Below are 23455 nucleotides of genomic sequence, written 5' to 3' on the forward strand. Positions count from 1 at the left end.
AAATGAAAAAAATATCTCTACTATTAATTTGTTTATTAATTATTTCGTACGCAAAAGCCCAAGACATTGAACGTCCCATTACTACCGGAGTACCTTTCTTATTGGTTGCCGCAGATGCAAGAGCAGCAGGTTTGGCAGACCAGGGTGTAGCAACAGCAACAGACGCTTATTCTCAACAATGGAATCCTGCAAAATATGCATTTGCAGTAGAAGCACAAGGGCTTTCAATAAGCTATACTCCTTATTTGACAGATTTGGCTAACGACATTTCTTTAGGACAACTTACCTATTACAATAAAATTAACGAACGAAGTGCTTTTGCAACAAGCTTTCGTTTCTTTGGTTTTGGAGGAATTGAACTAAGAGAAACCGGAGATCCAAATGAGCCTACAAGAGAAGTAAATCCTAATGAATTTGCCCTAGACGGATCTTATTCATTAAAATTAAGCGATAAATTTTCTATGGCCGTTGGCGCAAGATACATCCGTTCAAACTTAAAAATCCCTTCAACCGACATTGATGCATCAGCTGCAAGTTCTTTTGCAGTAGACATCGCTGGTTTTTATCAATCTGATGAAATCGCTTATGCTGATTTTAACGGAAGATGGAGAGCAGGTTTTAATATGCAAAATTTAGGGCCAAAAATAAGCTATGATAATGATGATATAAGTGCAAACTTCTTGCCTGCAAACCTAAGATTGGGTGGAGGTTTTGATTTTATTTTAGACGACTACAATAAAGTTGGCGTAAGTGTAGAATTTACAAAACTTTTAGTACCAACTCCTCCAGGACCTGGAACTGCAGTTGATGCAAACGGAGATGGGGACTTTACAGATGCCGGAGACATTTCTCAGGCAGATGCCGATGCCGCAAATTATAATGCTTACAATGATATTGGCTGGGTTTCGGGAATATTTAAATCTTTTGGAGACGCTCCGGGAGGATTTAGCGAGGAACTAAAAGAAATCACATATAGTGTTGGTGCAGAATATATGTATCAGGATTCATTCGCAGTAAGAGCCGGATATTTTCACGAAAGCCCTGAAAAAGGAGCCAGACAATTTTTCTCTTTAGGAGCAGGATTCAAGTATAGCGCAGTAAAAATTGACGTATCTTACTTATTTTCGTCATCAAAAGTTAAAAATCCTTTAGAAAACACACTTCGTTTTTCTTTAACGTTTAACTTTGGCGACAAATACGAGCAATACTAAACAAAAAAATTAAAACAATATAACAATCCAAATTTCTGATTTTAGAAATTTGGATTTTTTTCCCTTAAAAAGAATGAAAGAAATAAGCGTTACATCATCATTTTTAGTTTATGATTCAATAAAAGAACTTTCAAATGAAGTTCAGGACTTAATGGAACAGGCAATTGAAATTCGAAAAAAAGCATATGCGCCCTACTCAAAATTTAGAGTTGGTGCTGCTTTACTTTTAGATAATGGAAAAATAGTTTTAGGATCAAATCAGGAAAACGCTGCTTATCCTTCAGGATTATGCGCAGAACGTGTGGCTATTTTTCACGCCGGAAGTGTTTATCCGGAGGCCAAAATCTTAAAAATGGCAATTACAGCAGCGTCAGACACCAATCAGACAAAAGCTCCGATTCCACCATGTGGCTCATGCCGTCAATCAATAGCAGAATACGAAATTAAACAGGAAACCCCTATAGAAATCTATTTTATGGGTGAAATTGGAGAAGTTTACCAATCAACATCCCTTAAAAATTTGCTCCCTTTTATGTTTGATAAAAAGTTCTTGTAAAAAAAAGCCAAAAAGTAGCGTTTAAATTTTAGTTCTTAAATGTAATGTCTTATTTTTGCATCCCGACCTTTCGGGCGCAAATTTGTGGGAGGAAACTATTTTGCGTTATAGGCAACAATTGATAACACAAACAAACTTTAGCAAAAGAAAGAATTCAGATGAAAGAAGTTACAAAAGAAGTATATTTAAAGTGGTACGAAGACATGCTGCTTTGGAGAAAGTTTGAAGACAAACTTGCAGCATTATACATTCAACAAAAAGTTAGAGGTTTTCTACACTTATATAATGGTCAGGAAGCTGTATTAGCAGGCGCGTTGCACGCTATGGACCTGACTAAAGATAAAATGATTACTGCTTACAGAAACCACGTGCAGCCAATTGGTATGGGAGTTGATCCCAGAAACGTAATGGCTGAACTTTTAGGAAAAGTAACAGGAACTTCTAAAGGTATGGGAGGTTCTATGCACATTTTCTCTAAAGAGCACCGTTTTTACGGAGGTCACGGTATTGTAGGTGGACAAATTCCGGTAGGAGCTGGTTTGGCTTTTGCTGATAAATATTTCAATACCGGCGGTGTTACCATGACTTATTTTGGTGACGGAGCTGCAAGACAAGGTTCATTACACGAAGCTTTCAACATGGCTATGTTATGGAAATTACCAGTTGTATTTATCGTTGAAAACAACGGATACGCAATGGGAACATCTGTAGAAAGAACTGCAAACCATACTGATATCTGGAAACTTGGTTTAGGATACGAAATGCCTTGCGGACCTGTTGACGGAATGAATCCTGTAAAAGTTGCTGAAGCAATGCACGAAGCTATCGAAAGAGCACGTCGTGGAGACGGACCAACTTTCCTTGAAATGAAAACGTATCGTTACAGAGGACACTCAATGTCTGATGCACAATTATACCGTTCTAAAGAAGAGGTTGAAGAATACAGAAAAATTGACCCAATTACTCAGGTTTTAGATGTAATTATGGATCAAAAATACGCTACAGAAGAAGAAATTGAAGCAATTGACCAAAGAGTTAAGAATTTAGTTGAAGAATGCCAGAAATTTGCAGAAGAATCTCCATATCCTGAATTGCAACAATTATACGATGTAGTATACGCACAAGAAGACTATCCATTTACACCTCATAAACTATAATTAATTATGGCTATTAAAGTAACAATGCCTCGTTTGAGCGATACTATGACGGAAGGAACGGTAGCGACTTGGCTTAAAAAAGTAGGCGACAAAATTAGCGAAGGAGATATCTTAGCTGAAATTGAAACAGACAAAGCAACAATGGAGTTCGAATCTTTTAACGAAGGAACTCTTTTACATATTGGAATTCAGGCTGGAGAAACTGCTCCGGTTGATTCATTATTAGCAATTATTGGAAAAGAAGGAGAAGACATTTCAGCACTTTTAGCTGGTGGAGATGCTCCTGCCGAAGCTCCAAAAGCAGAAAGTAAAGAAGCTCCTGCTGCTGAAGCAAAAACAGAAACTGCTGCTCCTGCAAAAGCTGCAACTGAATTACCAAAAGGTGTTATAGTAGTAACTATGCCACGTTTGAGTGATACAATGACAGAAGGAACTGTAGCAACCTGGTTGAAAAAAGTAGGCGATACTGTTGCTGAAGGAGATATTTTAGCAGAAATTGAAACAGACAAAGCTACAATGGAGTTTGAGTCTTTCAATGCCGGAACATTATTATACATCGGTATTCAGGAAGGAAATACTGCGCCTGTTGATAGCTTATTAGCTATCATTGGACCAGCAGGAACTGACATTGCCGGAATTGCTGAAAATTATACTGCCGGAGGCGCTGCAACTGCAAGTGCTCCTGCAACAGAAGAAAAAGCTGCTGCTCCTACTGCTGAAAAAGCTACAGAAGCTGTTTCCGATAATTCAAACGGAGGAAGAATTTTAGCTTCTCCATTAGCGAAGAAAATTGCTTCTGATAAAGGAATCCAATTAACTCAGGTTAAAGGTTCTGGAGAAAACGGACGTATCGTAAAAAGCGATATCGAAAACTTTACTCCATCTACACAAGCAAAACCTGCTGCAAGTGCTGACGCTAAATCAGAAACTACTGCACCATCTGCACCAAAAGTATTTGTTCCTGCAGGAGAAGTTTACACAGAAGAGATTAAAAACTCTCAAATGCGTAAAATTATCGCAAAACGTTTAGCAGAATCTTTATTTACAGCACCTCACTACAACTTAGTGATCGAAGTAAGCATGGACGAAGCAATGGGCGCAAGAGCAACTATCAATACTGTTCCTGATACAAAAGTATCGTTCAATGATATGGTGATTAAAGCTTGTGCTTTGGCATTGAAAAAACATCCAAAAATTAACTCTCAGTGGAAAGAAGATGCTATCATCATCAACCACCACGTTAATATTGGTGTTGCTGTTGCTGTTGAAGACGGATTAGTAGTTCCTGTATTGAAATTTACAGATGCTATGAGTTTATCTCAAATTGGTGCTAGTGTAAGAGATCTTGCAGGAAGAGCAAAAAACAAAAAATTAGGACCACAAGAAATGGAAGGAAGTACTTTTACAGTATCTAACCTTGGAATGTTTGGTATTACTGAATTTAATTCAATTATCAACCAGCCAAACTCTGCTATCCTTTCTGTAGGTGCAATTGTTGAGAAACCAGTAGTTAAAAACGGTCAGATTGTAGTTGGAAACACAATGATGTTATCATTAGCTTGCGACCACAGAACAATTGACGGTGCAACCGGAGCTCAATTTTTACAAACGTTAAAACAATACATCGAAAGCCCGGTTACAATGTTGGCATAATCGATTGTTTACATATTTAAATCCCGTTTTGAGTAATCAGAACGGGATTTTTTATTTAATTTAGTTTCTCAATTTCAATACTTCATAAATATGAAAAAAATATTCTTAGTAACCTTATTTTTAGCAGCTTTTGCGTGTCAGAAAAAAGATCAGACAGAAAAAACAACCACTGCTAAAGCTACTATTAAAGACGAACACACTTTTTCTAAAGCAGATCTTGCTGTTGTAAAACACTTAGATCTTGATATCAAAGTTGACTTTGATACACAAACAATCTCAGGAAAAGCTTCCTGGCAAATTGATAATATTAGCAAAGGAAACGAAATTATCTTTGATGAAAACACGCTAAATATTACCAAAGTAACTTTAGGCGACGAAGAAAAAGAAACTAAATTCGAACTCGGTGCAGCAGTTGAATTTCACGGAAAACCACTTCATATTACTATTGAACCAAACACTACAAAAGTTAACATCTATTATAGTACAACCAAAGATGCTGTTGCATTGCAATGGCTAAATCCGCAACAAACTGCAGATAAAAAGAAACCATTTGTTTTCTCTCAGGGAGAAAGTATCTGGTCTCGTACCTGGATTCCGTGTCAGGATTCACCGGGAATACGCTTTACTTATAATGCTAAAGTTACGGTTCCTAAAGATTTGTTGGCTGTAATGAGCGCCTCTGTAAATCCGCAACAAAAAAATGATACGGGGGTTTATACTTTCAAACAAGATAAAGCGATTCCATCTTACTTAATGGCAATTGCTGTTGGAGACATTGCTTTTCAATCAATTGACAACAGAACCGGAGTTTATGCTGAACCTTCTATATTAAAAAAAGCTGCATGGGAATTTGCTGAGCTAGGAAAAATGGTTGGCGCTGCAGAAAAACTTTACGGACCATATCGTTGGGGACGTTATGATGTTTTGGTTTTACCTCCAAGTTTTCCTTATGGCGGAATGGAAAATCCAAACTTAACTTTCCTGACTCCGGGCGTTATTGCCGGCGATCGTTCTTTAACAAGTTTATTGGCGCACGAATTAGGCCACAGTTGGAGCGGAAACTTAGTAACCAACGCAACCTGGGATGATATTTGGTTGAACGAAGGTTTCACTACTTATGTTGAACACAGAATTGGCGAAGAAATTTTCGGTAAAAAAGAAGCTGAAATGCAAGACGTTCTAACTCGTAAAGATTTAGATGACAATATTGCTGAATATGGCGCTACCAATCCTGATACAAGATTAAAAGTAAGTCTTACCAACAGAAACCCAGATGACGGAATTAGTCAGATTCCTTATGTAAAAGGCTATAACTTCCTGAAAGTAATTGAAGCAGCTGTTGGTCGTGAAAAATTCGACCCGTTTATTAAAAACTATTTTGATGCTCATGCTTTTCAATCTATAACAACAGAAGACTTCGTAAAATACCTAAAAGAGAATCTTATTAAAGGAGACAAAGCCCTGGCTGATAAAATCAAATTAGACGACTGGATTTATAAACCAGGCGTTCCATCAAATATAACCACTCCTTCTTCTGAAGATTTTACTGCAATAAATAATATTCAGAAAAACTGGAGAAAAACTGGTGTTAAAGGATTAAGCAAAAAGATAAAATCAACTACAGAAAAACAGCATTTTATCGACTATTTACCTGCAGATATTACAGCCGAAGAAATGACAGCAATTGATAATGAATTCAGTTTTACTAAAAACGGAAACTTCGTTATTAAACGTCAGTGGTTTGCACAGGCAATAATACATCAATATAAACCTGCCTACCCTGCAATTGAGCAATTCATGATTGCAACGAGCAGAACAGGATCGTTAATGACACTTTATAAAGAATTGGTTAAAACTCCGGAAGGAAAAACCTGGGCAAAACAAATTTTTGAAAAAGCAAAATCTGGTTATCATGCCACAACTGTTCAGGCTGTTGAAGGTTTATTGAAATAGTTTTCAGTCACAGCAAAAAGTGACAGTAAACAGTTTTAAATTTAAAAGTTTACATCCCCAATATCAAGATAATTGATAATTGGGGATTTTTTATATCCCATAGGGATTATATATTGGTAGAAAAAATCCAAGTATTACAATCATTGTCCCGTTAGGGACTACATATATTACATATTGTGTAGTCCCTAACGGGACAAATAATCAAAATGGATATTTTCTTTCTACCAATATATAATCCCTACGGGATATAACTATTCAATTTTATATATACAGGAAAATTGTCCACCACATACAGTACATTCCCCTAAATATTAGCAATTAAAAACCTTAATTTTTATTCTTCGCTTCAATCCATTTTGCCATGTATTTGGTACTTTTTAAAGTATGATGCTGCAGCAAACTTCCCATAAAATTATGCAGACGATGATTTTCAAAATCATTCAACAAGGAATTAATTGATTTAATTAATTCGTCTGAATATTTATTTTTTTGATAGTATTCATTCACAATCGCAATTCCGTTTTTTTGAGATTGTTTCCAAAGATTTTCATCACTATATAGCTCAACTGCTTTTTTGGCAAATTCCTGAATATCATCAGTAATAAAACCATTCCACGGTAAATTGCCATGCATTGCTTCCGAACCAATTGTTGTGGTTGCACTTGGCGTTCCGCATTGCATTGCTTCTAACAATTTTCCTTTTAAACCTGCACCAAAACGAATTGGAGCCAAAACAATTCTGGCGTTTTTTACAATTTCATTGGCATCCTCTGCCCTTCCCATAATAAAAAAACCGCTTTTAGGCTGATGCAATTGCAGTACTTTTTGTGATGGATATGCGCCATAAACTTGTAAAATAGCTTCGGGAAACTGTTTTCTAATTAAAGTCCAAATCGTTTCTTTTAAATACTGAACTGTATTCCAATTTGGTTCATGAAGAAAATTTCCGATGAAAACAAAATTCTTGCGTTCTTCAAAAGAAGGTAATTTCTTAAGATTTTCCTCAGACATTTTATCAACTAAAAAAGGTAAATAATGAAGCAGATTGGAATCAATTTTAAAAATATCTTTTAGGAGATCCATTTCAAATTCTGAAATAATAAAAGATAAGTCACATCTTAAAATACTTGCGATTTCACGTTTTGCAACTTCCTCAGATAACAAATCATGAACTTCAAAAGTTCGATTTTCTTTAAAAGCTTTTTGTCTCGCTGTTCTCAAACAATGTAAATCTTCAGTATCCAGTAAACGAATTGCTTTTGGACAGTTTTCTGAAACTCGCCATCCAAATTGTTCTTCAATCATAAAACGATCAAATAAAACAACATCCGGATTTAATGCCATAATAAAATCATCAAAACTGGAATTATTCAATTCTATGGTTCTTTTTTCAACTCCAAAAGCTTTCAAATCAACCATAAAATCACTGTCTAATGCCGGGCTTGCAAATGTAATTTCAAATCCATTTTGTTTAAAAATAGAAATCAGCTGCATCATTCTTCCACCCGCTGCAGACGAATTTGGCTCCGGCCAGACAAAACCAATAATTAAGAGTTTTTTTGCGTGATTCATTTGATTTGTTTCAAGTTACAAAATAATACTATTTTACGCGGATTTGCACCATATTTCCTGACTTTCGGTGATAAAAAACACTAATTTTGCAAAACACTTTTTTCTATAAAATTATGTTAGGATTAAAATTAGCCACAGACCCTCGTTGGGTAAATATCGTCGAATCGAATATCGAAGAAATTTTAACGGATCATGCGTGGTGCGAGCAAAAAGCAGCTTCAAACGCCATTAGTTTAGTAACTTACAATTCTGAATTGGAAGAATTAGTAACCGAAATGCTTGTAATTGCAAGAGAAGAACTAGAACATTTGCAGATGGTTCACGACATAATTAAAAAAAGAGGCCTGACTTTGGGCCGCGAAAGAAAAGATCATTATGTAAATGAACTTTTTAAATTTATGAAGAAAGATGGAAGCCGTAAAGACGCGCTTTGCGATCGTTTATTGTTTTCGGCAATGATCGAAGCCAGGAGTTGTGAGCGCTTTAAAGTACTTTCTGAAAATATAAAAGACGAAGAATTAGCCAAATTTTATCGTGATTTGATGATTTCTGAAGCAGGACATTATACTACTTTTTTAGGCTTTGCCAGAAAATATACAGACAATATAGACATCGAGAAACGCTGGAAAGAATGGATTGAATATGAAGGTTCGATCATAACCAATTACGGAAAAAGCGAAACCGTTCACGGATAAAAAAACTGTTATCCAATCCTAATTCAAATATAAATCATATCACAATTTTAAATGCCAACTAATAAATTTAAATCGGCCTTATTAAAAACAGGAAAATACCTGGTGATAACTTTTGCTGTTATACTTGGGTTATTGTTTTTAACGCCTATCATTTTTGAAGATCAAATTAAAGATCAAATCAAAAAAACGGCGAATGAAAGGCTAAGTGCCGAATTGAATTATTCTGATGTTTCTGTATCCTTTTTTCATCATTTCCCTTCTTTAACCTTAACACTAAATGATTTAAGTCTTAATGGTTCTGCACCTTATAAATCTGAAAAATTTATTACTGCAAAAGAGGTTTCGTTTGGAATAAACGTTGCGAGTTTGGTTTTTGGGCGATCTGTAAAAATCGACCAGATTTATTTGTCTGATTCGTTTATAAATGTAAAAGTCAATAAAAACGGTGAAGCCAATTACAACATTTATAAATCTACGGCTCAGGCAACCACACAAAAAGACAGCTCAGATACAGCTTTAAAATTGGAGCGAATTGAAATCATCAACAGTAAAATTATTTATGATGATCAATCTACAAAAGTACATTTTGATGCTCTTGGTTTTAATTATTTAGGAAAAGGAGATTTAAACAAATCTGTTTTTGATTTATATTCAAAAGCAAAAGTCGAAAAACTAAATATTGTCTATGACAATGAGCCTTATTTAATGAACAAAAAAATTGATGCCGATTTGATTACGAAGGTAAATATCAACTCGTTATCCTTCTTTTTTCAACAAAACAATTTAAAAATCAATCAGCTGATAGTCGATTTTAAAGGAAATTTCAATTTTCTGAAAGACGGCTATAATATGGACTTGGCAATAAAATCAGAAAACAGCGACTTGTACGATGTTTTCACTGCTTTTCCACCAAAATACATCACCTGGCTTTCTAAAACAGAATTAAAGGGAAATACTAATTTACTTTTAACAGTAAAAGGAGACTATATTGCTTCGCAAAAAAAAGCTCCGGATCTTAATTTAGATGTAAAAATTGACAACGGATTTGTGAATTATAACAAAAGTGCTTTTCCGGTTTCAGACCTTAATGTAGAGGTAAAAACAAAAGTTCCGTCATTAGATCCTGAACTTTTAATTGTTGATGCCAAAAATATATCATTGAAAATCAATAAAGATTATTTAAAATCAAAATTATATATGGAAGGCTTAAGCACTCCAAATATTGATGCCGATTTTAAAGCCAAAATGGATCTTGCCAAATTAAATAAAGCCCTTGGAATTCCTGATTTAGAATTAAAAGGAACTTTGGCTGGAGATGTAAAAGCAAAGGGGAAATTCGATCAAAAAAACAAACTTTTTCCTGTTACAAAAGGAAATATTGATTTAGAAAACGGCTATATCAAAACAAAATATTATCCAAATGCAATTACCAATATTGTCGTTAAATCTAATATCAGCAATCAAAAAGGGACTTTTCAGGATTTGAAAGTGAATTTAAAACCAGCTCAGTTTACTTTTGAAGGAAAACCTGTTTTTGTTTCTGCAGCTTTAAGCGATTTTGATGATTTAAATTATGACATTAAAGCAAATGGTGAACTTGATGTAAATAAAATATACAAAGTATTTTCTCAAAAAGGCTTGGATTTAGATGGTTTTATAAAAGCTGATTTGGTTTTAAAAGGCAAACAAAGCGACGCCGAAAAAGGAAATTACAGCAAACTTTACAACAAAGGAACACTTGAACTTAGAAACATTGGAGTTGCATCAGAATATCTGCCTAAAAAATTTATTATTAAGGAAGGTATTTTCAAAATCAATCAGGATAAAATGTCTTTCAATAACTTTTTGGCTGCTTACGGACAATCAGATTTTAAGATGAACGGATATTTGCAGAACGTTTTTAATTATATAACAACAAATACAGGAGTTTTAAAAGGTTCTTTTACGGTTTCGGCGAGATATATTAATGTTGATGAATTTATGTCTGAAACAGATACAAATACAGCTTCTCAAACAGAAACCAAACAAACTGGAGTTATTATTATTCCAACCAATTTAAATTTGCAATTAATGGCGCATGCCCAAAAAGTTTATTTTGACAAATTAAATCTTCAAAATGCCAGCGGAAATTTAAAGATGAACCAAGGCAAACTGAGCATGCAAAATACAGGCTTCAATTTAATTGGCTGTAATGTTGCTATGAATGGCAATTATCAGGCTGTGACGCCTCAAAAAGCAAATTTTGACTACAGTATTAAAGCTTCTGATTTTGATATTAAAAGAGCCTACAATGAAGTTGAAGTTTTTAGAAAAATGGCTAGTGCAGCCGAAAAAGCACAGGGAATTGTATCGCTTGATTATCAGTTAAAAGGGAGATTAAACGAAAACATGAAACCGGTTTATCCATCCCTTGTTGGCGGCGGAACACTTTCTGTAAAAGACGTAAAAGTAAGAGGTTTGAAAATGTTTAATGCCGTAAGCAAACAAACCAATTCTGAATCTATGAAAAACCCTGATCTTTCAAAAGTTGAAATAAAAAGTAAGATCAAGAATAATATCATGACAGTTGAACGCTTTAAATTTAAGTTTGCCGGCTTTAGACCAAGAATTGAAGGAACTACAAGCTTAGACGGAAAATTAAATCTAAAAATGCGTTTGGGATTACCGCCATTAGGTATTTTCGGAATTCCGTTAACTGTTACAGGAACTCAAGATAGTCCTAAAGTAAAAGTTGGCCGTAAAACTGAGGATTTAGAAGAAACAAAGGATACGGAGTAGATAAATTTAAATCTCAATTTAAAAATTCCAAATTCCAATTCCCGACAAAACAATTATAACTTAAACCACATACAACACGCCCGAAACATATAAAATACCTTTGGCCAGCAACCACAATAATACCGCCATTCCTAAAAATCCCCAAGTAGCCGTTTTGCTTCTTTTCCAGCTTACAAAAAATGTTGGAATCTCCCAATATTTTATAATAACATAAAGGCTTGTTCCTATTAAGGACGCCCAAATCATTTCTCCGGAATGAATATAAAAACTATACAATAAAACAGCCGAAAGAAAAAGAATGGTAATAAATTGCAAATAATAGTAATTTTTATAATTGTACTTAAAATTATCCTTAAGTGACAATAATAAAAAGGAAATAACCAGCAAACTAGTCAACGCAATTATGACATAGGAAAAAAGCGGATTCTGCTGTCCTATAAAAAAGCCATCTATAAGCAAAGCTAAAACCATGCAGGCAGCAAGTGAATAAATACTTCTCTCGATCGAAGTATCTTTAAAAGGTATTAGAATTGGTGATATATATTTCTCTAAAACACGCCAAAAAGGTAAAGCACAAATAGCCGCCATACCAGACACAACAATTTCGTAATTATACAATGTGTCTCCGGGAACTTTATACAACACATATAAAAGAGCCACAGTCACAATAATAGCAGGAAGACAAATTGTTTTTACCGTTTCCCATTTATTGTTTCCCCAGAAATTGTCCTTTATTTGAAAAACATACTTCTGAACCAGATATTTTTGGGTAAAAATGGCAGTTGACTGACTCCACAATAAAAACAGACCTGTATGAATTACTACTGTTCTCAGTGTCATTTCTTCCAAATAGCATCCGCCAATAATGCATGCAACGCCTATCAATAACAACTCATACGTAAGCAAAATTGCCGAAAACAAAAGTCTGAATAACGGTGCAAATTGTTTTATAAGAACACCTATTAGGAAATTCCAATAATTGCGTAATAACCCAATTATGGCACAAATTGCAATAAAAGCGGCCAAATACAACATCCAATTCGTGAGTGATTGCGTTTGCATCCAAATTTGAACTGCAGAATCTTTTACCGGAATATAAACTACATGAGAGTTGACGTAAATTTCATTTGCTAATTGATTTCTTACCGAATCATTGAGTACAGAAAACTGATTTTTATGTTTCAACCAATAGGTATTGGCATCAGAACCGCTTTTTTGTAAAACAGCAAATTCATATAAAATCTTTTTTTGAGTATCGTTTAATAACACGATTTGTTCGGCAGATTGAATTTCTTTTGCAAACAGGCTTGTAGAGAAAAGAAATAAAAGAAAAAATATTTTTTTCAAAATTTGAGTGGTTTAGTCCAGTCAAAAATACAAATAATACGATACAAAAAAATTTCAATTCAGATAATAAAAAAACATGGATCAACGCCAAATATTGTGGAGAAACATTAAAATTCCCATACTCCTCAATTATTTTTTACCGCAGAGAACGCAAAGATTTTCCGCAGAGTTCACTAAGATCTAAGTTGTGTATACACAATCTAAGTCCGCAAAGCTTTGTGACCTTTGTGTTTTTACTAAACTTGACATATTTAAAAAACTTTGCGTTCTCTGTGGCAAATTTTTATTTGTCTCTGCACCGGTTTTAGGACGAATTCAAACTCAGTTTCTGTGTTAATTTCAACTAAGAAAAAACCACATAACGCTGATTATATGATGCTTTCTATAATAAAACAATAAAATTTACCGTTTTATTTATATTATGTATACGCCGATAGCCAATTTCAATTTACAGAAAAAGAAAAAACCCGCTCTTTTCAGAACGGGTTTTTTTAATAAGTAATTTTATGATTATGCTTCGAATGGAAGGATAGATACATAAGATTTGTTATCTTTTTTCTTTTGGAACTTAACAACTCCAGCTACTCTTGCGTGTAGTGTGTGATCTTTACTGATGTAAACGTTTTCACCTGGATTATGTTTTGAACCTCTTTGTCTAACGATGATGTTCCCAGCAATAGCAGCTTGACCACCAAAAATCTTAACGCCTAAACGTTTTGATTCTGATTCTCTACCATTCTTCGAACTACCGACACCTTTCTTGTGAGCCATGACGTATGAGTTTAAATATTGTTATTATTCTTTAGTAGCTTCTTTTTTTGCTTTTGGAGCTGCTGCTTTTTTTGCTTTTGGAGCTGCTTCAACTTCAGTAGCCGGAGCTTCTTCTGCTACAACTGCTTTTTTAGCTGCTGCTTTTTTAGTTCCACCTGCTGCAGTAATACCTTCAATTACAATTTGAGTAAGATATTGTCTGTGACCATTTCTCTTTTTGTATCCTTTTCTTCTTTTCTTTTTGAAAACGATAACTTTATCTCCTTTTAAGTGTTGTAACACTTTAGCTTCTACTGAAGCACCTTCTATAGCTGGGGCGCCTAAAGTTACGTTTCCATTATCGTCTAATAAAAGAACTTTGTCAAAAGAAACTTTTGAACCTTCTTCATTAGCCAAACGGTGAACATAAACCTTTAAGTCTTTGCTTACTTTGAATTGTTGCCCTGCTATCTCTACGATTGCATACATACCAAATTGATTTATTGATTTTTAAGGTTGCAAATATACAATTAATAATTTACTGTGCAATCTCTTATTTCAAAAATATTTTCCTCGCATTAAAGTCTGTTTTTCAAGGTGTTTTATGGCTTTAAAAAACATATCCCGATGTAAAGTACTGTTAAAGTAGCATCAAAATATCGGCTAATATTAAAATCATCATTAAAAAAACTTATTTTTGATGTAACTATAATTACCTCTTGACTACCTACTATAATATTAGGTAATAAAAATTATTAATCTTTATGAAAAATTCGATAATGATGTTAAGTGCTGCATTAATGCTTGGCGGAGTAGCTCATGCTCAAAAAGTAGCTTTTGAAGAATATAATTTAGACAACGGCATGCATGTTATTTTGCACAACGATCCTTCGGCACCAGTTGTTGTAACTTCTGTTATGTATCATGTGGGATCTAAAGATGAACGCCCTGATCGTACAGGTTTTGCTCACTTTTTTGAACATTTGTTATTTGAAGGAACCCAAAACATAAAACGCGGTGAATGGATGAAAATTGTTACCGCAAATGGCGGAGTAAACAATGCCAATACATCTGATGACAGAACTTATTATTATGAAGTTTTCCCGTCAAATAGTTTAGAACTTGGTTTATGGATGGAATCTGAAAGATTGATGCACCCAATTATCAACAAAATTGGAGTTGACACGCAAAATGAAGTCGTAAAAGAAGAAAAGAGAATGCGTTACGACAATCAGCCTTATGGAAATATTTTGCCTGAGGTAAAGAAAAACATGTTCAAAAATCATCCATATCGCTGGACAACGATTGGCTCCATGAAAGATCTGGATGCTGCAACTCTTGAAGAATTTCAGGCTTTTAATAAAAAATTCTATACACCAAATAATGCCGTTTTAGTTGTTGCAGGCGATTTTGACAAAACAAAAACCAAAGAATGGATTCAGAAATATTTTGGTCCAATTCCAAAAGGGGAAGTTGTAAAAAAACAAACTTTTACAGAAGAACCAATTAATCAAACAATAAAAGCAACTTACGAAGATCCGAATATTCAGATTCCGATGGTCGTTGCTTCGTACAGAACTCCCTCAATGAAAACAAGAGATGCCCGGGTTTTAGACTTAATCTCTTCTTATTTAAGTGATGGAAAAAGCTCAAAATTGTACAAAAAAATAGTTGATGATAAAAAAATGGCGCTTCAAATTGGTGCGGTAGGTTTTAGCCAGGAAGATTACGGAATGTACATTTTATACGGTTTGCCAATGCAGCCTAATACAACCGCAGACATTTTAAAAGAGATGGATGAGGAAATTGTTAAAATACAAACCGATTTGATTTCTGAAAAAGACTACCAAAAATTACAAAATAAATTTGATAATAATTTTGTCAACGCAAACGCAAGTGTCGAAGGAATTGCAGAAAATTTAGCTTCTTATTATTTACTTTATGGAGATGTAAATCTTATAAATACCGAAATCGACCTCTACCACTCTATAACAAGAGAAGAAATTAGAGATGTCGCTAAAAAGTATTTAAACCCTAATCAGCGTTTAATTTTAGATTATGTTCCTTCAAAAAAAGTTGAAAACTAAGAGTCTCAAATCATGAAAAAAATACATACAATTTTAATCCTTTTATTCCTAACGGGAATTATGCAAGCACAAGATCGCACACAACCTAAACCAGGTAACGCACCAGTAGTCAACATCAAAAAACCACAAACTTTTGTTTTGGCAAACGGTATGAAAGTTTTAGTGGTTGAAAATCATAAATTACCAAGAGTAAGTTTTAACCTAACTCTTGACAACGCTCCTTTTACCGAAGGAAATAAAAAAGGCGTTGACGAATTAACCAGCAGTTTAATTGGAAACGGCTCTAAAAAAACAAAAAAAGAAGCTTTTAATGAAGAAATTGATTTTTATGGCGCAAGCATCAATTTTACTTCATCCGGAGCTTATGCAAGTTCACTTTCTAAATATTCCGGACGAGTTCTGGAGCTTTTAGCCGAAGGCGCTTTACAGCCAAATTTCACTCAGGAAGAATTTGATAAGGAAAAAGCAAAATTATTGGAAGGCCTTAAAGCCGATGAAAAAAGCGTTCCGGCAATTGCCAATCGCGTTGTTGACGTTTTAGCTTTTGGAAAAAATCATCCAGCTGGAGAATTTATTTCTGAAGAAACGTTGAAAAATGTTACTCTTGCAGATGTTCAGGCAAATTACGCTACTTATTTTGTGCCCGAAAATGCTTATTTGGTTGTAATTGGAGATATTAAATTTAAAGAAACAAAAGCAGCTGTAGAAAAACTTTTTGGCGGATGGAAAAAACAAAACGCTCCAAAAAATACTTACGCAGATCCGCAAAATGTATCAAAACTTCAAATTGATTTTGTTGATGTTCCAAACGCGGTTCAATCTGAAATTTCATTGGTAAATACCGTGAATTTAAAAATGAGTGATCCTGATTTTTTCCCTGCTGTAATTGCAAATCAAATTTTGGGTGGTGATTTCAACAGTTATTTAAACATGAATCTGCGCGAACAACACGCCTGGACATACGGCGCAAATTCAAATATTGGAAGCGGAAAATATGTAACAAAATTCAAAGCAACATCTGCAGTTCGAAATGCGGTTACCGATAGTGCCGTTACAGAATTTGTAAAAGAAATTAAAAGAATCAGAACAGAAAAAGTTTCTGATGATGTATTAAAAAACGTAAAAGCAGGTTATATCGGAAGATTTGTAATGCAGGTTGAAAAACCTCAGGCTGTTGCTCGTTACGCTTTAAATATCGAAACAGAAAAGCTTCCGGCTGATTTCTATGAAAAATACATTCAAACTATTAACAATGTTACTCCGGATGATATTTATCGTGTTGCCAACAAATATTTCCCTCTTGATAATATGCGAATTGTTATAGTAGGAAAAGGTTCTGAAGTACTAGGCGGTTTAGAAAAACTTCAAATTCCGATTTATTATTTTGACAAATACGGAAACCCTGTTGAAAAACCGGTAAGCAAAAAAGAAGCTCCGGCTGAAATCACTGCAAAAACTGTGTTTGAGAATTACATCAAAGCGATTGGTGGCGAAAAAGCGGTTTCTGCAGCAAAAACACTTTCCATGAAAGGTTCTACGACAATTCCGCAAGCACCGACTCCTTTAACTTTTACTTCAAAATTAGATTCAAAAGGAAAAATGATGGTTTCACTTTCTATGGGAACTATGGCTTTGATGAAGCAAGTTGTAAACGACAAAGGTGCTTATATAGAACAACAAGGACAACGTAAAAACCTTGAAGGCGCAGATTTAGCCGAAATGAAAGCAAACGCAGCTCCTTTTGAGGAATTGCTATTAAGCAAAAAAACTGGTTTAAAAGTTGAAGGAATAGAACCAATAAACGGCAACGACGCTTATTCTATAAAAGATGGAAAAACTATTTATTATTACGATGTAAAATCAGGATTAAAAGTAGCTGAAACCAAAATAAAAGAACAAGGCGGACAATCGACAACACAAACAACTTACTTTAATGATTATAAAGAAGTTAAAGGCGTAAAAGTTCCTTTTAATCTAATACAAAATGCAGGTTTTGAATTGGATATAAAAATGTCTGACATTAAAATCAACGAAGGAGTTTCTGAAGCAGATTTTCTTTAAAAAGGTTCTGGCATTAAGTTGCTATCCCGAAGCTTCGGGACTAAGATTTTTTAAGAGCTTTGTCAAAGTTTAAAACTTTGACAAAGCTTTTTTTATTTCTTAGCCGACAAATAAACTCCGATCAAAATAATAAAAGCACCAAAAAACTGAACTGGCGTTAGCATTTCATTATCTAATAATCCCCAGAAAAAAGCAACTATCGGAATTAAATACGTTACTGATGTTGCAAAGACAGGCGATGACATTTGAATTAATTTAAAGAATAAAACATTTGCAATTCCGGTACCTAAAACACCCAAAATCATTACAAATAAAATAGAATGCTGTGTTGCTTCGAGATTTATTCTTTGTGTAAAATCGGTTGTACTTAAAATAATTAATGCAGGAATAAGTAAGACCGTAAAATTTCCGGTTGTGATGCTTAATGAATTCAAATCCGGTAAATACTTCTTGATTAGATTTACATTTATGGCGTAACAAATCGTTGCAATTACGACCAAAAGAACATAATAATAATTTTGTCCCGGATGCGCAGAAGCGCCACTTAAAACCAGCAATAAACACCCAATTAGACCAACGAAAACTCCTAAAACCTGACGTTTTTGAAATTGTATTCCGAAAGCAATTATTCCTAAAACCAATGTATTTAAAGGTGTAAGCGAATTTAAAATAGCAACAATCGAACTATCGACCTGAGTTTCGGCAATAGCAAAAAAGAAAGCAGGAATAAATGTTCCGAAAACAGAAGTTAGCGCCACAAATTTCCATTGACGGCGGGAGATTTTTTTAAACTCGAAAATCCCACGATAAGTAAAAACAAAGCGGCAAAAATAATTCGGAGTGAACCTACCTGAATCGCTGTTAAACCAACTAATCCTCTTTTAATTAAAATAAAAGAACTTCCCCAAATTAACGAAAGCAAGAATAAATAAAACCATTTTAATTGTTTTGCATCCATAAATAGTGTTTTACTGCAAATTTGTAATTATTTTATGAACTGACCTTCTGTTTTTTATTAATTTTGTAAACATCATGTAGCTAATTTAAAACATCAATATAATGAAATTCACAAAAATCATCACGGCATTAGCAATCTCAGGTTTAGTATTTGTAAGCTGTAAAAAAGAAGAAGATAAAAGTTTAGCAGTAATAAATGCTGACAAAACAGTTACTAAAGAACATAAAGCAATTGCTCCCGAAAATGTACAAACAGCAAGTTTTACAATCGAAGGAATGACTTGTGCAGTAGGTTGTGCAAAAACTATTGAAAAAGAACTATCAAATCTTGAAGGAGTTGAAAAAGCTGCCGTTGATTTTGATAAAAAAACAGCAACGGTTACTTTCGACAAAACAATTCAAAACCCTGAAAATTTAACTAAAGTGGTTCAGGAAACAGGGGATGGAAAAACATATAAAACTTCAAATATCAAATCTTAATAAAAGATTTATAGAGTACTTAAAAACAAAAGAAATAATACATTTCAAACAGTAGTAAACTCAGCATTACTACTGTTTTTTTTTGAATTATTTTAATCGATTTCACTCACAGCAATAATAAATTAATATAAAAAATAATGAACCTTAAATTTAGCCATATAGACATTTTAGTTAAAGACCTTCAGGTGGCCTGTGATTATTACAGACAAATCCTCGGAGCCGAAATCTCAAAGAAATTCACTTGGGAAAGAGGAGAACTTCATGTCGAATATGCTGTTGTGAAAATGGGTCAGGAACGATTTATGCTGGTGAAGCCTTTTTCGGGAAATTTAAAAAACCTATTAGATACTAAAGGTGAAGGAACTATTTATCGTCATTGTTATTCTGCTCCGGATATTGAAAAAGTTTTTGATGAATTGGTATCTAAGGGTGTTCAGCCGGAAGATGAAAATGAAAATCCTTTATCACTGGAAAGCCTTAATTCTCCCAGCGGAATTCGAATTATTTGGCTTCCAAAACGTTTTGGAGAATTCTCAATCGAGATACTCGAAGAAGCAGGACTTCAGGAGTTTATGAATGATGCATTTTCAGCTTCTTAGTTCAATACAATTTTTTAATTACATCACTTTAAAACATAAAAAAAGCATTCAGTTGAATGCTTTTTTTATTATTTCCATTTTAATGTTTCCATTAACTGTCGCATATCGTTTTTTATATAACTGGCTGCCGGCATAATCGAATCAAAATTGGGTTTAGCATAAAAATAAACCGATCCGGTTATAAAATGCTTTGTACTGTCTGTAACGTAAAATTGAGAGTTTGTAGCAGCGTTTCCATCAACTTGATAAAACATTCCGTAAACCTTTTTTTCAGGGTTTAAATATGGCTGTTCTAATATATCATCAGCTTTTATTACATGCTCGTAAGTTAGTTTCTGAGCATCTTTAAGCAATTTTTCGATATCGCCGTTTACTGGCTTATAAGTTAAATAAATGGTAGCTTTCATTTTGGGATACGTAATTGCAAAACCACAATTTTTTTCGCCTTTTATAATCGCAGCTTCATTCATTTGAAAAGAAAACGGACAATTACCTTCAAAATTAGCATATGTAGCTTCAGGATAATCCAAACGTAAAAAACTTGCCGGTTTTGGCATCACATCATCTTTACAGCTTACAAGTGTTAGTATTAGTAAAATTGTCGCTACTGAAATTATTCTTTTAAGCATTTTATTCTATTGTTACTTTTATTTGTTTTACACGTTTTTTATCAACTGTTTCTATCGTAAAAATACAGTTCTCAAACGCTATTTTTTGGTCTTTTTTAGGGAAATTCCCAGGATTTCAAGAATAAAACCAGCTAACGTTTCGGCTTCACCTTTATGTGATTCAAAAATATCTTCATTTACATCTACAATTCTGTAGAAATCCTTCATATTGATTTTACCTTCAAAGAGAAAATTCTTTTCATCTATTTGAGAATAATTCAGGTTTTCATCATCAAACTCGTCACTTATATCACCTACAATTTCTTCTATAACGTCTTCTAAAGAAACCAATCCGGATGTTCCGCCATATTCATCAACCACAATGGCCAAATGGCTTTTAAGACTTTGAAAATCCTTTAATAAATTGTCCAGTTTTTTATTTTCCGGAACAAAAAAGGCTCTCTTAATAAAGATGTCCATTCAAACTCTTTTTTATCAATATGGGGCAATAAATCCTTAACAAACAAAACGCCTTCTATTTGATCGATATTGTCTTTATAAACAGGAATTCGTGAAAATCCTTTGTCGATTATCTTTGGATAAATTGAAGCAAATGATTCTGATATCTCTAATGCAAAAATATCAATTCTTGGACTCATTACCTGTTTTGTATCCGTATTTCCAAAAGATACGATTCCTTCGAGTATTTTTTGCTCTTCGCTTGATGTCCCTTCAGAATCTGTAAGCTCTAAAGCTTGGGAAAGCTGATTGATCGAAAAATTATTCTTCTGTTTCCCTAATTTATTCTGCAAATATAAGGTAACCTGACGCATAGGCAAACTTATTGGCGAGAGTAATTTATCTAAAAAAGAAATTGGGTATGCTGCCCATTTCGCAAATTTTACATTGTTTCGGCTGGCGTAAACTTTAGGTAAAACTTCACCAAACAGCAAAATCAAAGTTGTCACCAAAGTAACTTCTAAAACAAACTTAAATACAGGTGAAATAACATTTGCAAAAATGTTTTGTCCAATAAAAGAGAATAAAATAACAACTCCGATATTGAAAAAATTATTGGCTACCAATAAAGTGGCTAAGAGTTTTTTGGGTTTATCTAAAAGATTGGAAATAATTTTTCCTTTTGAAGTATCTTCTTGTAAAGTATCTTCGATGTCTTTTTGAGATAAAGAAAAAAGCGCTACTTCGGCACCTGATACAATTGCTGATAAGAACAGCAAAATAAATATTCCGACAAAACCAATAATTAAATTGATGTCTAAGTTAGTAGAAAAAATAAACTGGGCTCCGGGTCCAAATCAAAAAGATTAGTTAAACAATCAAAAAGGCAAATCATTTATAGGCAAGCCTTCGTTACTCGCTTCAAAGTTAGCATTTTTTGCGGATTCTGACTCGTGATTTTGTTTATGATTTGCTACTTCTTTTTGGTAGTCAAGAAAGTAAACTCCGTAACCTGAATTTCGGTTGTATATTTTGTAGTTCCGTCTTCGGCTTGCCATTGACGCGATTTTATGCGTCCCTCGATATAAATTTTATCTCCTTTAGAGAGATATTTTTCACAAATTTCAGCCGCTTTATTGCGTACTACTAAATTATGCCACTCTGTAGAGGTTATCTTTTCATTGGTCGTTTTATTAATATAAACTTCATTTGTTGCCAACTGAAAACGTCCAATACAATTTCCTCCATCAAAATAATGCATCTTTACATCATCGCCTAAGTGGCCGATGAGCATCACTTTATTTAATGTTCCGTTCATAGTTTTTGTGGTATTTATCTCAAAGATACATTTTTTTAGCAATTTATTTCTTGCTTTTTTATAAAATTATAAATCACAATAGGAAAAGGAAATGTTTCCAAACTAACTGAGTCTACTCCATTTTCAATTATTTCCTTGATTTTAATTTTCCAGAACTGAATATGCAAATGCTGATGCGAAAGTTTATGAATAATCGTTGCGTGGCTACAGTCTTCTATACCTAATACAGTATAGTTTGAAAATATATCATTTTGAACTGCTTTTGAAACAAAATCAAAATCAACAATATCCTCAGTTTCTAAAAGTGGAAACTCATATAGATTGTGCCAAATCCCTTTTGCAGTCCTCTTTTGGATTAAAGTATTACCCAAAACATCTTCTAAAATTAAATAATTAAAAAATCGATTGGTTACTTTTACCTTTTTAGTCTTTACAGGCAAAACATCAACTTTCTTTTTTTGTAATGCCAGACAACTATTTGAAAAAACACAAACAGAACAGTTCGGACTTTTAGGGACGCATTGCAAAGCACCAAATTCCATTATTGCCTGATTGAAAATTGCAGGATCGTCCTTTGGCATTAATTGACGTGCCAGTTCTGTAAATTCTTTTTTGGTTGCCGGTAATGTAATATCAGATTCAATATCAAAATAACGGGAAAGCACTCTAAATACATTTCCATCTACTACCGGAACGGGTTCATTATAAGAAAAAGAAGCAATTGCAGCGGCTGTATATTCACCAACACCTTTTAATTTTAACAATTCAGTATAAGAAGGAGGGAAAATTCCATTTAACTCATTTGCCACATATTGAGCCGTTTTATGCAAATTTCGGGCGCGAGAATAATACCCTAAACCCTGCCAAAGTTTCAAAACTTGCTCTTCGTGGGCATTTGCGAGATCAAATACCGTAGGAAATTCCTCTGAAAAAGAAAAAAATAAGGCGTTCCCTGCGCAACTCTAGTCTGTTGCAACATTATTTCTGATAGCCAAATTAGGTACGGATTGGTCGTTTTTCGCCAAGGCAAATCACGTTTGTTTTGTAAATACCATTTTATCAATATGTTAGAAAAATCCATCGTAAAATACTTAGAATACAAAAGTAAATGTTTATGTAATTAAAATTTAACGAATTAGCTTGATTAATTATTTTTTTAATTCCTATATTTGCAAACTCAAAAAAATAGTACATCATTTATAAATAAAATAGGA

At 33.8% G+C, this 23455-nt stretch carries 16 protein-coding genes and 4 pseudogenes; 11 read left to right on the forward strand and 9 right to left on the reverse strand.

From position 1 onward, the window contains the following. The first annotated feature begins 2 nt into the window (after nt 1–2). The 5 genes from porV (at nt 3) to ACZZZT_RS25085 (ending at nt 6530) form a co-directional block, all read left to right on the forward strand. Nucleotides 3–1211: a type IX secretion system outer membrane channel protein PorV gene (gene porV, locus ACZZZT_RS25065; RefSeq protein ID WP_463462320.1), complete on the forward strand. Its 1209-nt coding sequence runs from the start codon at nt 3–5 to the stop codon at nt 1209–1211. A gap of 73 nt (nt 1212–1284) precedes the next feature. After that, a complete protein-coding gene (gene cdd, locus ACZZZT_RS25070) occupies nt 1285–1767 on the forward strand; it encodes a cytidine deaminase (protein WP_463462321.1) in 483 nt (160 codons plus the stop codon). 158 nt (nt 1768–1925) lie between these two features. Continuing rightward, nucleotides 1926–2924, forward strand: a complete 999-nt coding sequence (gene pdhA / locus ACZZZT_RS25075) for a pyruvate dehydrogenase (acetyl-transferring) E1 component subunit alpha (RefSeq protein ID WP_463462322.1) — start codon at nt 1926–1928, stop codon at nt 2922–2924. 6 nt (nt 2925–2930) lie between these two features. Further along, nucleotides 2931–4577: a dihydrolipoamide acetyltransferase family protein gene (locus ACZZZT_RS25080; RefSeq protein ID WP_463462323.1), complete on the forward strand. Its 1647-nt coding sequence runs from the start codon at nt 2931–2933 to the stop codon at nt 4575–4577. A 90-nt stretch (nt 4578–4667) separates the two neighbouring features. Continuing rightward, nucleotides 4668–6530 (forward strand): hydrolase/aminopeptidase, encoded by a 1863-nt coding sequence (locus ACZZZT_RS25085; protein WP_463462324.1) that lies wholly within the window; start codon nt 4668–4670, stop codon nt 6528–6530. A gap of 327 nt (nt 6531–6857) precedes the next feature. Here the strand turns inward: ACZZZT_RS25085 and ACZZZT_RS25090 are convergent, their stop codons facing one another. Further along, nucleotides 6858–8102 (reverse strand): glycosyltransferase, encoded by a 1245-nt coding sequence (locus ACZZZT_RS25090; protein WP_463462325.1) that lies wholly within the window; start codon nt 8100–8102, stop codon nt 6858–6860. Between the two features lie 113 nt (nt 8103–8215). On the opposite strand from ACZZZT_RS25090, the gene ACZZZT_RS25095 reads away from it, so the two are divergent. Together ACZZZT_RS25095 and ACZZZT_RS25100 are read left to right on the forward strand one after the other, a co-directional pair. Then, nucleotides 8216–8797, forward strand: coding sequence for a MiaE family protein (locus tag ACZZZT_RS25095; RefSeq protein ID WP_463462501.1), 582 nt, complete (start codon nt 8216–8218; stop codon nt 8795–8797). Nucleotides 8798–8848: 51 nt separating this feature from the next. Continuing rightward, on the forward strand, nt 8849–11575 hold the full coding sequence (locus ACZZZT_RS25100) for a hypothetical protein (RefSeq protein ID WP_463462326.1): 2727 nt from the start codon (nt 8849–8851) through the stop codon (nt 11573–11575). A 60-nt stretch (nt 11576–11635) separates the two neighbouring features. Here ACZZZT_RS25100 and ACZZZT_RS25105 read toward each other — a convergent pair whose 3' ends face one another. From ACZZZT_RS25105 to rplU, 3 genes are all read right to left on the reverse strand, one after another. Further along, nucleotides 11636–12922, reverse strand: coding sequence for a hypothetical protein (locus ACZZZT_RS25105; RefSeq protein WP_463462327.1), 1287 nt, complete (start codon nt 12920–12922; stop codon nt 11636–11638). A 510-nt stretch (nt 12923–13432) separates the two neighbouring features. Beyond that, nucleotides 13433–13693 carry a 50S ribosomal protein L27 gene (rpmA, locus tag ACZZZT_RS25110; RefSeq protein WP_017497241.1) on the reverse strand — a complete coding sequence of 87 codons (261 nt, stop codon included), beginning with the start codon at nt 13691–13693 and terminating at the stop codon, nt 13433–13435. A 24-nt stretch (nt 13694–13717) separates the two neighbouring features. After that, entirely contained in the window at nt 13718–14161 is a 444-nt protein-coding gene (gene rplU / locus ACZZZT_RS25115) for a 50S ribosomal protein L21 (protein ID WP_042566198.1), read from the reverse strand. Nucleotides 14162–14436: 275 nt separating this feature from the next. Here rplU and ACZZZT_RS25120 point away from each other — a divergent pair, with 275 nt between their 5' ends. Both ACZZZT_RS25120 and ACZZZT_RS25125 read left to right on the forward strand, forming a co-directional pair. Continuing rightward, on the forward strand, nt 14437–15759 hold the full coding sequence (locus ACZZZT_RS25120; RefSeq protein ID WP_042566197.1) for a M16 family metallopeptidase: 1323 nt from the start codon (nt 14437–14439) through the stop codon (nt 15757–15759). Nucleotides 15760–15771: 12 nt separating this feature from the next. Next, entirely contained in the window at nt 15772–17820 is a 2049-nt protein-coding gene (locus ACZZZT_RS25125; RefSeq protein WP_463462328.1) for an insulinase family protein, read from the forward strand. A gap of 92 nt (nt 17821–17912) precedes the next feature. Here ACZZZT_RS25125 and ACZZZT_RS25130 read toward each other — a convergent pair. Beyond that, nucleotides 17913–18778, reverse strand: a pseudogene (locus ACZZZT_RS25130) (DMT family transporter). A 101-nt stretch (nt 18779–18879) separates the two neighbouring features. Between ACZZZT_RS25130 and ACZZZT_RS25135 the strand changes: the two are divergent. Beyond that, the gene (locus ACZZZT_RS25135; protein WP_463462329.1) at nt 18880–19257 is read left to right on the forward strand and encodes a heavy-metal-associated domain-containing protein; all 378 of its coding nucleotides are present in this window, start codon (nt 18880–18882) and stop codon (nt 19255–19257) included. 137 nt (nt 19258–19394) lie between these two features. Then, entirely contained in the window at nt 19395–19856 is a 462-nt protein-coding gene (locus tag ACZZZT_RS25140; protein ID WP_463462330.1) for a VOC family protein, read from the forward strand. Between the two features lie 68 nt (nt 19857–19924). On the opposite strand, the gene gldD is transcribed toward ACZZZT_RS25140, so the two are convergent. The 4 genes and pseudogenes from gldD to mutY form a co-directional block, all read right to left on the reverse strand. Then, nucleotides 19925–20485, reverse strand: coding sequence for a gliding motility lipoprotein GldD (gene gldD / locus ACZZZT_RS25145; protein ID WP_463462331.1), 561 nt, complete (start codon nt 20483–20485; stop codon nt 19925–19927). Nucleotide 20486: 1 nt separating this feature from the next. Further along, nucleotides 20487–21779, reverse strand: a pseudogene (locus ACZZZT_RS25150) (gliding motility-associated protein GldE). A gap of 22 nt (nt 21780–21801) precedes the next feature. Next, nucleotides 21802–22241: pseudogene (locus ACZZZT_RS25155) on the reverse strand (single-stranded DNA-binding protein). A gap of 35 nt (nt 22242–22276) precedes the next feature. Beyond that, nucleotides 22277–23322, reverse strand: a pseudogene (gene mutY / locus ACZZZT_RS25160) (A/G-specific adenine glycosylase). Between the last annotated feature and the right edge of the window lie 133 nt (nt 23323–23455).

Source organism: Flavobacterium sp. AC274, from assembly GCF_979258275.1.